The following is a 12,640-nucleotide window of genomic DNA, read 5'->3' as shown; positions in this document are numbered from 1 at the left end:
AAAAGCGAGGGCTTTTCAGTCCGCCTGTGGTGCAAAGCGCCGCTGAAAATCGGCGATCAGCCCATTGAGGACAAAGGGATCGGTGCAGCTGTGGTGCATCCGCACCGCCAGCGGAATCAGCGTGCGCCCACCTTCGGCGTAACGCTGGCCAAAATAGAAACTGCTCTGCCCCAGCGACTGGTCAGCCCGCCAATGCAGCGTCAGGCCGGAAAACCGCAAATGGGGCAAATTACCCATGAAATGCGCGAGGCAATAAGTTTCACTGGCGCAGGGCGGCAAGCCTGCGGGCGAGCGCGCCAGGGCGAGCATGTTGTGGTAGTTCTCCAGGAACGTCGGCAAATCCTGCTGGTAGGCGTTTTCCAGAACCAGATCTCGAAACCGTGCGTCGCCGCCCACGGCCACGGGGATGAAAATCGGCGGATTGTGCAAGACATACCAGTCGCCATTGACGCGGCGCAGGTTGAACGAGGGGTGTTGCGCCAGGGTCTGTGCGAGATGCCAGACCAAAAAGGCAAAAAAAGACGCCTGCTCGCTGTCCTGCGATAGCCCCTGGTACTGTGCAAAAGCGTTGCTGACATCCAGCTGCAAGGTCAGATCGATATGCGGGTTTTGCAGCACCGGTTCGCTGAAAAACGGCAGCGACCAGCCCAGCCATCCTGGCAATGAAGCGGGATCAATGGGTTGCGGAAGATACGACTCTGGGATGGGGGGCATGGTGGCAAGGCGTGCTGCGTAAGAAACGGGTTCTCACTGTATTGCCAACCTGCTGGCCCATGGCCCTGCCTACAGTACTGCGAACAGCTTTTCGCGCAACTCGGGCAGGCGTTTCTTGCCCGTGTTGTTGGTCTCCAGGGCGTGCGCCCAGGCAGGGTACACCTTGCGCAGCGCTTCGCTGCTCTGGCAGGCGAAGATGGCTTCGAGCAGCGAGATGCGGTTGTGGTGCCCAAAAATGTTGTTGACCGTGTTGGTCATGAAGTTGCGCGCCATGTCCAGATCTTTGGTGCTGCGGGTTTCTGCGGCCGGTAGGCGGTTCAACTCGTCTTCGAATGGATCATGGGGGTGGCCTGCTGCGGCCGGCGCGGATGCAGATGCGGGTGCTGCTGCCCTACCTACGGCGGCAATGCACTCGCGTGTCAACAACTCGGTAAGGTGCACCTCGATGTCGTTGCCCGGCACAAAAGCCGCCAGGTCCTTGCCGCTGCGGTGCCCGTCCACCAGCACCAGCACACGCCTCGCCAGCGGCGTCAAACCCATCGCGCGCGCTTGAATTTCTTGTTGGCCTTCGGCGGTCTTGGCGTAGATACGGGAGAGCAGGGAAGCAGATAAATCGGGCATGGGGTTCGCAGACGCTTTCTTTCAGCTGGGGGCGCCAGATGTCACATAGTGTTTCTGCATCGCTTGATCTTGCTATTGGGGATTTCACTGAGGCGCCTCGTAATGCGCACAGCACCCAAAACTAGTGTTTTCCCTTGAGTTGCCACATCCCTGACTTGTTTGGGTGATTTCATCAGTTCACTGTAAGGAAGCGTGAACACAGTCGCTAACGCAAACCGACGGCACTGCCTGCGGGATGCGCGGGGGCAGTGCTTTTTTGCGCTGTGGATCTGTTCTCAAAAAAGAGGGGGTTTCATGAAGGAAGACAAAAGTAGTCACGCCTACTGGAAAGCCACGCTAAGCTTGCTAACCAGGATTCTGATCATCTGGTTTGTGGTGTCGTTTGGCGCGGGGATTCTGTTTGCCGATCTGCTCAATAGCATCAAGTTGGGCGGTTATCCATTGGGGTTCTGGTTTGCACAACAGGGCTCTATCTACATCTTCATTGCGCTGATTTTCTATTACGCCAAGAAGATGGGCGACATTGACCGCCAGTTCGACGTACACGAAGACTGAGGACTGAAATATGGAACTCCAAACCACCATTTATATTTTCGTCGGGTTGAGCTTTGCGCTCTACCTCGGCATCGCCGTATGGGCGCGTGCCGGATCGACGAGCGAGTTCTATGCAGCTGGCGGCAGCGTGCACCCCGTCACCAACGGTATGGCGACGGCCGCCGACTGGATGAGTGCTGCTTCGTTCATCTCCATGGCCGGCCTGATCTCCAACATGGGCTACGGCGGCGCGCTGTTCCTCATGGGCTGGACGGGCGGTTACGTGCTGCTGGCCATGCTGCTGGCACCTTACCTGCGCAAGTTCGGCAAGTTCACGGTACCCCAGTTCATTGGTGATCGCTTTTACTCCAAGGGCGCCAGCACCATTGCTGTGATGTGCCTGCTGGTCGCCTCGCTGACCTACATCATTGGCCAGATGACAGGCGTTGGCATTGCATTTGCGCGATTCTTGGGCGTGTCCAGCGATACCGGCATTTACGTGGGCATGGCCATTGTGTTTGCCTACGCCGTGTTTGGCGGCATGAAGGGCATCACCTACACCCAGGTGGCGCAATACATCGTGCTGATCCTGGCCTATACCGTGCCTGCCGTGTTCATCTCGTTGCAGCTCACGGGCAACCCCATTCCCCAGCTGGGCTTGGGTTCCAACCTGGTGGACCATAACGTGTCTTTGCTGGCCACGCTCGACAAGGTCGTGACCGATCTGGGCTTTGGCAAGTACACGACGCAACTGCCCGGCAGCATGCTGAACATGTTCATGTACACACTGTCGCTGATGATTGGTACCGCTGGTTTGCCGCACGTCATCATGCGATTCTTTACCGTTCCTTCGGTGAAGGATGCACGTAGCTCGGCCGGTTGGGCGCTGATCTTCATTGCCATTCTGTACACCACGGCTCCTGCTGTGGCGGCCATGGCCAAGACCAACCTGATCCGCACGATCACGCCCGGCGTGGTGATGAACGATGCCGATCCGTTTGGCCCCGAAGCCAGCATCAAGTACGAAGCCCGTCCTGACTGGATGAAGCGCTGGGAGAAGACCGGTCTGCTGAAGTTTGCTGACAAAAACGGTGACGGCCGCATCCAGTACTACAACGACAAGACCAAGAACGCCGCCGTGCTCGACAAGGCTGCAGCTGCAGGCTGGAAAGGCAACGAATTGACCGTGAACGACGACATCATTGTGTTGGCCAATCCGGAAATCGCGCTGCTGCCTAACTGGGTGATCGCTTTGGTAGCTGCGGGTGGTTTGGCTGCGGCGCTGTCGACGGCTGCAGGTCTGCTGATGGCCATTTCCTCGGCCGTGTCGCATGACCTGATCAAGGGCGTGTTCAACCCCAGCATCAGCGAGAAGAACGAGCTGCTGGCGGGTAAGGTGTCCATGGCCGTAGCCATTGTGGTGGCTGGCTATCTGGGCCTGAATCCGCCCGGCTTTGCGGCCGGTACCGTGGCCCTGGCCTTTGGTATTGCAGCCAGCTCGCTGTTCCCCGCCATCATGATGGGTATTTTCAGCAAGAAGATGAACAAGGAAGGCGCCATGGCCGGCATGCTGGCGGGCCTGTTCTTCACCTTGTTCTATGTGTTCGCACACAAGGGCGTGTTCTTCATCAAGGGCACGGAATACCTCGGCCTGATTGGTGGCGCCAACAGCTTCTTCGGTATCACGCCAGAAGCCATTGGTGCGGTTGGTGCCGGGGTGAACTTCCTGGTTGCCTTCCTGGTGGACAAGGTGACGGCACCGCCACCAGCGCATATCCAGGCCATGGTGGAGGCCGTGCGCATTCCCCGCGGCTCCAAGACGGTGTCGGGTGCGCACTAAGGCCTAGGCTGCGTGCAAGACCAGACTGCCGCCGCGCCTGCGCAGCGGCAGTCACAATAGGGGGCCCTGTCGGCTGTGCTGGCAGGGCTTTTTTTCTGAATACCGGGGTGGCACTGCAAGGCAGAGTGTCACCGCATCTGGGAGCCCTGCATGGTTTTTGATGTCAATGTCGCCTTGACGTGGATTCTGTATCTGGCGCTGTTCCCCATGGCGTATTTCTGGTTGCGCCGGGCCTGGCGCATCGTGGTGCGGCGTGATTTTTCCGAAGTGGCGCTCAAGCGTGGCGAATCACCGCCCAATCCCGAAAAATATGCGCCCTATGTCGTGGCAATCAACCTCGTTGCAGGGGGGGTGGCGTCCGTGGTGATCGTGACCGTGGCCATGGGCCTGTTTGACTACAACACCTGGTCTGCCATGGCCGGCAGCACCATCTGGTGCAAGTTTTTTCTGGATTTCGCCCTGTCACGCCAGGCGCACAACACCTTTTCCAAGGGTAAAGCCAAGGCTGAATCCAAGGTGCAACCCAAGGCTTGAATCCCGACCGCGCTGCCCGGTGCGTAAGACCTTGGTAAGTGCGGGGCGCACAATGGCAGCAGGAGGCGCTTAGACCTTCTTGCCAGGAGACCGTCGTGCTCAAAGGACTCGGCTCCCAACGCCTGGTTGCCCTGTTCACCGGCGGCTGGTTGCTTTTCAATTTTCCGCTGCTGGGCCTGTGGGACCGCGATGTGGTTCTGTGGGGAGTGCCGCTTTTCCCGCTGGCCCTGCTTGTGCTGTGGGCCGGCATCATTGCAGCGCTGGCCTGGTTGATGGAGCGCCCACAGGACCGCTTCGACGAGCGGCCTGAGGAGCGCGCGGGCATACCCCCGCCGCCAGAAGACCAGGGCTAGCCATGCTTTCGCCCTTTCTGGTTATCACGGCGTCCTTTGCCTACCTGTTGCTGTTGTTTGCAGTGGCCTACTGGGCCGATCGCCGTGCGCAGCAAGGCCGTTCTGTCATTGCCAATCCCTGGGTTTATGCGCTTTCGCTGGCGGTGTATTGCACGGCCTGGACCTACTTTGGCAGTGTGGGGCGCGCAGCGTCTGGGGGGGTCTGGTTTTTGCCGATCTACCTGGGTCCTACGCTGGTCATGGTGCTGGGCTGGATTGTGCTGCGCAAGATGGTGCGTATCGCCAAAACGTACCGCATCACGTCCATCGCCGACTTTATTGCCAGCCGCTATGGCAAAAGCCCGTTGTTGGCGGGTCTGGTGACCCTGATTGCCGTGGTGGGCATCGTGCCGTACATCGCCTTGCAGCTCAAGGCCGTTTCGGCCGGGTACACCTTGCTCACGGCCACCGACGGCGCCACGGCGATGCTGCCCTTGCACTGGAGCCAGGACAGTGCCTTCTATGTGGCGCTGGTGTTGGCCGGTTTTGCCATGGTGTTTGGTGCGCGGCACCTCGATACCACGGAGCGGCACGAGGGCATGGTGGCGGCCATTGCCTTTGAGTCGGTGGTCAAGCTGGTGGCGTTCCTGTCGGTGGGTTTTTTTGTGGTTTACAGCCTGTTCGATGGCCTGGAAGACCTGTTCGCCCGCGCGCAGGCGATTCCGGAACTGCAGCAACTGCTGCGCCTGGAGCAAGGTGGGCAGTTTGCCTGGGCGCAGTGGTTCGGTCTGACGGTGCTGTCGATGTTCTCGGTGGTGTTTCTGCCCAGACAGTTCCAGGTCATGGTGGTGGAGAACGTGCGCGAGACCCACCTGCGCCGCGCCGTCTGGGTGTTTCCGCTGTATCTGCTGCTGATCAATCTGTTTGTGCTGCCCATTGCCTTGGGCGGTCTGTTGTACTTTGGCCCGGGCCAGGCCAATGCGGAGAACTTTGTGCTGTCGCTGCCCCTGGCCGCCGGACAGAATGCGCTGGCGCTGTTCGCTTTTGTGGGGGGGCTTTCTGCCGCTACCGGCATGGTCATTGTGGAGACCGTGGCCGTGTCCATCATGGTCAGCAATGAACTGGTGCTGCCCTTGCTGCTGCGCTGGCGGCACCTGCGCAGCAGCGAAGGACAAGACCTGTCGCGCGTGCTTTTGGGGATACGGCGGGCATCCATTCTGGGTGTGCTGGTGCTGGGCTATGTTTACTTTCATCTGGCAGGTGAAGCCTATGCGCTGGTGAGTATCGGGCTCATCAGTTTTGCCGCCGTGGCGCAGTTTGCGCCGGTGGTGCTGGGCGGCATGTACTGGAAGGGCGGCACACGGCAGGGCGCCCTGGCAGGCCTGTTGGCGGGTTTTTTGATGTGGGCCTATACCCTGATGCTGCCCTCGATTGCGAAGTCCGGTTGGCTCGATACCGGTTTCATTGCGCAGGGCCCTTGGGGGCTGGCGTGGCTGCGGCCTGAACAGTTGTTGGGCCTGCAGGGGTTTGACGGCCTGACACACTCGCTGTTCTGGAGCATGCTGGTCAATGGTGTGGTCTATGTGGGTGTCTCGCTGTGGCGCGTGCCTTCAGGCCGTGAAGCCAGTCAGGCCTTGTTGTTCGTCGATGTGTTCCAGCGCACAGCGGCCTCCAGCCCCGTGTTCTGGCGCGGGCGGGCCAATACGCAAGATCTGCTGCGCCTGTGCGAGCGTTTTCTGGGGGGAGCCAAGGCGCGGCCGCTTTTCGAGGCCTATGCGCTGCGCATGGGCGCAGGCTCGGTGCAAGCCCTGCGGCCCGACGCACGCCTGGTGCAGTTTGTTGAAACCCAGTTGGCCGGCGCCGTGGGCAGTGCATCGGCCCGCGCGCTGGTGGCTTCGGTGGCCGAGGAGGAAACCCTCTCACCCAGCGATGTACTGCGCATCCTGGATGAAGCTTCCCAGATACGCGCCTACTCGCGTGCGCTGGAGGGCAAGTCGCGCTCACTGGAACGTGCCACCGAAGATCTGCGCGCTGCCAATGAGCAGCTGCAAAGCCTGGACCGGCTCAAGGACGATTTCATGTCCTCGGTCACGCACGAATTGCGCACGCCTCTGACGTCCATCCGTGCATTGGCCGAGTTGATGCAGGACGACGTTGATATGTCGGCCACCCAGCGCCAGCAGTTTGTGGGCATCATCGTGGCCGAGACAGAGCGCCTGACGCGCCTGGTCAACCAGGTGCTGGACATGGCCAAAATCGAATCGGGCCATGCGGAATGGCATGTAGCCCAGGTCGATATGCGCGCTCTCGTGGAGCGTGCAGTGGCCACCACGGCCGAGGTGTTCCGGGAGCGCTCTGCCCATGTCCAGCTAGAGCTGGCAGATCAGGCGCCTTCACTCCATGCGGATCCCGACCGCATTCTCCAGGTGCTGCTCAATCTTCTCTCGAATGCCGCAAAGTTTGTGCCGCCCATCGACGGGCAGGTGCAGGTACGGCTGGTGCACGATGACCAGGGCGTTACCGTGTGCGTGCAGGACAATGGTCCGGGGGTGGAGCCAGGCCATGAGGCCATGATTTTTGACCGTTTTCACCAGACCGATATCGGTGTCCAGGTGGCGCACGGAACAGGCCTGGGCCTGCCGATCAGTCGCCACATTGCAGAACATTTTGGCGGCCGGTTATGGCTGGAGCCCACAGGCCTTGCAGGTGCGTGCTTCTGCTTCTGGCTGCCCCTGGACGCCCCCACCTGCGGAGACAAAAAACCATGACATACAAGATACTGATTGCCGACGATGAGCCCAACATCGTGATCTCGCTGGAATATTTGCTGCAGCGCGAAGGCTACACCGTGGTGGTGGCCCGGGATGGGCAGGAAGCGCTCGACACCATCGTGCGGGAGCGGCCCGCGCTGGTGCTGCTCGATGTGATGATGCCGCACAAGTCGGGTTTTGAGGTGTGCCAGGCCGTGCGTGCCGACGAGAGTCTGCAGGCCACCAAGATATTGATGCTGACGGCCAAGGGCCGCGAGACCGATCTTGCCAAGGGGCTGGCCCTGGGTGCCAATGCCTACATGACCAAACCCTTCTCTACCCGCGAACTGGTTCAGAAGGTGGCCGAGCTGTTGGGGGATGCGCCGGCATGAGAAAAGTAGACCCCCGCCTGGTGTGGGCCATCGTGGCTTCTGGCTTGGTCATGGCCCTGTGGTTGGTGTTGATGTCGGTCATCGTCTGGTCTACGCTGTCGCCGGACGAGCGTATGGCCGTGGGCGACGTGCTGGCGCAGCGCACCGCCCTGGTGGCGGTGGGCTGGCTGATCGGGCTGGGCCTGGTGGCGGGCGTTTTGCGTGTTTTGCACCGCCGCTACGTGGGGGCTCCTTACCAACTTCTGGAAGAGACCCGGGTGGTGCTGGCCGCTACGACGCCCCAGAAGCTCAAGCCCCGGGGCACGGCAGAAATGCAGGCCTTGGCCAGCGCCGTGAATGAGCTGGCCGCACAGCGCGACCAATTGCGCGGCGACATGACCGAACAGGTGGCGCAGGCGAGTGTGCGTGTGCAGCAGGAAAAAGACCGCCTGGCCGCCTTGATGGCCGAGTTGAACCAGAGCGTGGTGGTGTGCAACCGCGATGGGCGCATCCTGCTCTACAACCAGCGCGCACGCCAGCAGTTTCGCGCCCTGTCACAAGAGCCCGGCCTGGCCGATGGCACGGAACTGGTGGGTATTGGCCGCTCCATCTACGCCGTATTTGACCGGCAGTTGCTGGCCCATGCACTGGAGCGCATCCACCAAAGCATGGTGCGGGGCGTGGCCAGCCCGTCGGCCCAGTTTGTCACCACCACGCAGGGCGGGCAATTGCTGCGCGTGCAGGTGGCGCCGGTGCGTTCCGGCGGCAGCGATGCTGGGGCAGGCGACGCGGCGCAGGCCGTCGTCAGCGGCTTTGTGCTGATGCTCAACAACGTCACCGCCAGCGTCGAGGAAGAAGCCGCACGCGACCAACTGCTGCACGGGCTGACCGAAGGCAGCCGCGCTTCGCTGGCCAACATCCAGGCCGCCGTGGACATGCTGGGCTACTCCGATCTGGAGCCCGCCATGCGTGAGCGCTTTCTGGGCGTGGTGCGTGACGAGGTGGGCGCTATGGGGCGACGCATCACCGACCTGGCGCAGCGCGCCACGCAGCGGCTCAAGACCCGCTGGCCCATGGAGGACATGCTGGGCGCCGACCTGGCCGCTGCTGCCCAGCGCCAGATTGCAGCCCACTGCACTTGCCCCGTCACCCTGGATGCGGTGGATACCAGCCTGTGGCTCAAGGTGGACAGCTATACCCTGCTGCAGGCCTTGACCTACCTGGCCCACCGGCTGGTGGATGAATTCGAGGTGCGCTTTCTGCAGCTGCGGCTGCAGGCGGCAGGTGCACACGCCCAGCTCGATCTGGTCTGGAGCGGCCAGGCCATGAGCAATGAGACCGTGATGAGCTGGGAAATGGACTCGATGTACTTCGGCAACGAACGCAGTCCGCTCACCGTGCGCGATGTGATCGAGCGGCACGGCGGCGAGATGTGGTTCGAGCGCGAGCGGGTGCGCCACCAGGCCTTTTTCCGTTTCATGCTGCCCCTGGCCAGCGTGCAAGGCGTGGTCGATGCGGAGTTGGGCGAGAGCGATTGCAGCCGTCCAGAGTACTACGACTTCGACCTGTTCCAGATGGCTGAACAGGGCAGTGCGCTGGACGACCGGCCCCTGTCCGAGCTGGCCTACACCGTGTTCGACACGGAAACCACGGGGCTCAACCCCTCCGAGGGCGACGCCATCATCCAGATCGGGGCTGCGCGTATCGTCAATGGCAAGCTGCTGCGGCAAGAGTGCTTCGAGCAACTGGTCAACCCCGGGCGTGGTATCCCTGCGGCGTCCATTCCCATTCATGGCATTACCGAAGACATGGTCGTGGGCAAGCCGCGCATTGGCGAGGTGTTGCCGGTGTTCCATGCGTTCGCGCAGGACACTGTGCTGGTGGCGCACAACGCGGCCTTTGACATGCGTTTTCTGCAGTTGCAAGAAGAGGCCACGGGCATTGCTTTTCACCAGCCGGTGCTGGACACGCTGCTGCTATCGGCAGTGGTGCATCCGCACCAGGATTCCCACCGCCTGGAAGCCATCGCCGAGCGATTCAATGTGACCGTGCTGGGGCGCCACACGGCGCTGGGCGATGCGCTGGTGACGGCAGAGATCTGGTTGCGACTGATTCCGCTGCTGCAGGCGCAGGGCATACATACCCTGCGACAGGCGCGTGAGGCGGCGCAGAAGACGTATTACGCGCGGTTGAAATATTGAGTGTTTTTCGGCTATAGCGCTTATAGGTTAAGCGCAGGTAGCTATTGTTTTGATAGTTTTCGAGGTGCTTTTTTGGAGGGCGGAGGCCGGGATTCGCCCCGGCGGGCGACCTCCTTTCTTGTGCGCGACAAGAAAGGAGGCAAAGAAACGCGCCCCACAGCCTGCGGCCCCTGCGGGGCACACCTGCGGCGGGGTGCTTGCGGGGTACGCCGCATAACTCACTACGCTGCTGCGCAGCTGCGTTCAGACAAATGCGGCGAGTCAGATCACGAAGCGGGCGTGTCCTGCGACACACCCGCCACCCCGCAAGCACCCCGCCGCAGGCGCAGCCAGAAGGGGGTTGGAAGCCTGACACGGGCCGTCGCTGCGCTCGGCCTGGCATGCGCAGCGCATAGCGCCTGCGGCCCCTTGGTGCCGAGCGCAGCGATGGCCCGTAGGGATGTTGGACTCCCACCCCTTTTGTATGCGCCTGCGGCGCGCAGGGGATGGCGGATCAGGGCTCGCGATTGTTTGAGCGCCGCAGGCGCGAGTTCGAGCGAGACCCCGCCATCACCGAGGTTCTATGTTTTTCGTCAAGCGGTTTTTGGCATCAACCGTGTCGGATCAAAGATCTCGCTCCCCTTCCAGACAGCAGGGTCGCCTTCTCTTTGGTGACTTTCTCTTGGCGAAGCAAGAGAAAGTTACTACGCCGCCGGGCGCACACCCCGGCCTCCGCCCGCTGCAAAGGCATGCCAGTAACTATTAAAACAATAGCTGCTAACGCTTGCCCCATAAGCGCTAGATCCCAAAAATACTCAATACCTCCCCGTCTGATACCGCTGCCCCAGCACCCCCTGCAGCGTTTGCACTACCGAGAAGGCTTCCTTGAGGTGGCTGCGCTCGAAGTTGGACAGCTCCTCCAGCGCCAGAAAATTGTCGGGCTCCTGCCCCTGGGTGATCTGCCGTGCCTGGTGGTCGATGCGCAGCTTGGATAGAAACTCCAGCGCATCGCGCAGGTCGCGTGCGCTCTGCGGGCTGACTTCGCCGGCCTGGGCCACCTGCTCCAGGCGGTCGTGGGTGTTCACCGCGGCCACGCCACCGGCCAGTGCATAGACGCGCGCCAGGTCCACGATGGGCACGATGCCGCTGTGTTTGAGATCGATGGTGCCGGCATTCTCGCCACCGCGGATGCGCGAGATGGTGCCAAACAGCCCCAGTGGCGGGCGGTGCTTGAGTGCGTTGCCGACCATGTGCGCCAGAAACAGGCTTTTGCCCCGGGTGCGGTGCAGCACCTCCTGGCGCAAGGAGTCGAGCAGCTCCGTCTTTCCGTGGATGGCACGCAGGTCAAAGAACACGCAGGTCAGCATCAGCGCCATGGGCTCGGGGGTGTCCACCCACTGCTGGAAATACTGCGCCCAGCGCGCGCGCGGCTGGCGCCATTTGTCGGTCATGGCCATTATTTCGCCGGGGCAGTGGATGTAGCCGCATTCGGCCAGCCCGTCGCAGACAAAGCGTGAAAAGGCGCGAAAGTACTCGCCGTGCGCTGCCTCATCATAGCGGTCGTCCAGCACCAGGCAGTTGTCCTGGTCGGATTTGGCGGTTTGCTCGCTGCGCGCCTGTGAACCGGCCGCTACCCACACATAGTCCACGGGGGCTGGCCCCAACTGGGCTTGTGCCAGATGGATCAGGCGCGTAGTGATGGCGTCGGTGATGGTGGTGATGATGTGGCCCGTGCTGTAGGCGCTGGCATCGGCGGCGGCCAAGTGCTGTTGCAGGGGGCGTATCTTGGTGCTGGTGCGCGCGAGTCCTTCGACGCTCGTCTGCTTGTACACGTCGCCCGCAAGATAGACCGGTGAAGTGCTGTGCTGCTCGGCCAGATCAGTGGCTGTGATCATGCCGACGATGCGTGTGCCGTCCATCACGGGCATGTGGTGGATATTGTGCCGTGCCATCAGCAGCAGGGCCTCGAATGCCGGGCTTGGTGCCTGCATGGTCAAGGGGGCCAGCGTGGCGATGTCGGAGACCGGGCGATCAATGTCCAGGCCCTGTGCCACCACGCGGTTGCGCAGGTCACGATCGGTCACCAGGCCGAAAAGGTGGCCTTGTTGTACCAGCAGCACGGACGAGACCCGCAGTTCGCACATCTGCTGCGCTGCTGCGCGAATGGAGGTTTCCGGCGCGAGGGTGATGGGCTCACGTTTGATGAGCGCGCGCACCGAGGTGGCCAGCAGGTTCAGGTGTACGCCCGCGTCGGGCGACGGCACAGCACTGGCTTGCCCTGCGACAGGCAGAGAGGGGAAAAAATAGGCCAATGCACCGTGCTCGCGGCACAGGGCGGCCACGGTTTCTGCGTCCAGCCACGCAATGCGGCAATCGGATGCAGCGGTGGCCTGCCAGGTAGACAGGTGTTGTTCCGGTGTGGCGCCAAAGCCAAACATGTCGCCCGGCTGCAGGTGCACAGCGATGTCCAGATCGGGATCGTGCAGATCCACCATGCCGTCCAGGATGAGCCCGGTGCGGTTGTGCAGTTGGCCCTGCGGCCGCAGGGACGTGCCTACGTTGGCTTCTGTCTGCTCCCACTGGGGCGCCAGCGTGGCCAGCACGGCCGGTTCAAGCTGGCTCCAGATGCGGTGCCGGGCCAGTGCCTGCAGGACGGTGGCCGGGGCGGAAGACGATTCTGGGTTCATGGCAATGCAGCACCAGTGGGGATGGATGCACCCATTGTTGCAGCAGTGGGCAGGCTCCACCCATGGGGTTGATCCTG

At 61.9% G+C, this 12,640-nt stretch carries 10 protein-coding genes; 7 read left to right on the top strand and 3 right to left on the bottom strand.

All coding sequences use genetic code 11. From position 1 onward, the window contains the following. Positions 1 to 15 precede the first annotated feature (15 nt). Entirely contained in the window at positions 16 to 714 is a 699-nt protein-coding gene (locus C8D04_RS10770; protein WP_116004846.1) for a CatA-like O-acetyltransferase, read from the bottom strand. Positions 715 to 783: 69 nt separating this feature from the next. Further along, complete coding sequence (locus tag C8D04_RS10765) at positions 784 to 1,335, bottom strand: hypothetical protein (protein WP_116004845.1); 552 nt, start codon at positions 1,333 to 1,335, stop codon at positions 784 to 786. Between the two features lie 294 nt (positions 1,336 to 1,629). Between C8D04_RS10765 and C8D04_RS10760 the strand changes: the two genes are divergently transcribed. The 7 genes from C8D04_RS10760 to C8D04_RS10730 all read left to right on the top strand — a co-directional run bounded on the left by C8D04_RS10760 (position 1,630) and on the right by C8D04_RS10730 (position 9,897). Then, positions 1,630 to 1,890, top strand: a complete 261-nt coding sequence (locus C8D04_RS10760; protein WP_116004844.1) for a DUF4212 domain-containing protein — start codon at positions 1,630 to 1,632, stop codon at positions 1,888 to 1,890. 10 nt (positions 1,891 to 1,900) lie between these two features. Next, entirely contained in the window at positions 1,901 to 3,709 is a 1,809-nt protein-coding gene (locus C8D04_RS10755; protein ID WP_116004843.1) for a sodium:solute symporter family protein, read from the top strand. Positions 3,710 to 3,859: 150 nt separating this feature from the next. Next, positions 3,860 to 4,243: a hypothetical protein gene (locus tag C8D04_RS10750; RefSeq protein WP_116004842.1), complete on the top strand. Its 384-nt coding sequence runs from the start codon at positions 3,860 to 3,862 to the stop codon at positions 4,241 to 4,243. Positions 4,244 to 4,338: 95 nt separating this feature from the next. Then, a complete protein-coding gene (locus tag C8D04_RS10745; protein WP_199562995.1) occupies positions 4,339 to 4,596 on the top strand; it encodes a hypothetical protein in 258 nt (85 codons plus the stop codon). 2 nt (positions 4,597 to 4,598) lie between these two features. Beyond that, the gene (locus C8D04_RS10740) at positions 4,599 to 7,343 is read left to right on the top strand and encodes a sensor histidine kinase (RefSeq protein ID WP_116004841.1); all 2,745 of its coding nucleotides are present in this window, start codon (positions 4,599 to 4,601) and stop codon (positions 7,341 to 7,343) included. After that, on the top strand, positions 7,340 to 7,717 hold the full coding sequence (locus C8D04_RS10735) for a response regulator (protein WP_116004840.1): 378 nt from the start codon (positions 7,340 to 7,342) through the stop codon (positions 7,715 to 7,717). The genes C8D04_RS10740 and C8D04_RS10735 overlap by 4 nt, the downstream gene beginning before the upstream one ends. Next, a complete protein-coding gene (locus C8D04_RS10730; RefSeq protein ID WP_116004839.1) occupies positions 7,714 to 9,897 on the top strand; it encodes an exonuclease domain-containing protein in 2,184 nt (727 codons plus the stop codon). Before C8D04_RS10735 ends, C8D04_RS10730 begins: the two co-directional genes overlap by 4 nt. Positions 9,898 to 10,691: 794 nt before the next feature. On the opposite strand, the gene C8D04_RS10725 is transcribed toward C8D04_RS10730, so the two are convergent. Then, positions 10,692 to 12,563, bottom strand: a complete 1,872-nt coding sequence (locus tag C8D04_RS10725; protein WP_116004838.1) for a putative nucleotidyltransferase substrate binding domain-containing protein — start codon at positions 12,561 to 12,563, stop codon at positions 10,692 to 10,694. Between the last annotated feature and the right edge of the window lie 77 nt (positions 12,564 to 12,640).

Source organism: Simplicispira sp. 125 (assembly GCF_003096555.1).
Lineage (GTDB): Bacteria > Pseudomonadota > Gammaproteobacteria > Burkholderiales > Burkholderiaceae_C > Simplicispira.
Note: the sequence above shows the minus strand (reverse complement) of the source record. Positions and strands in the feature narration are given on the sequence as shown.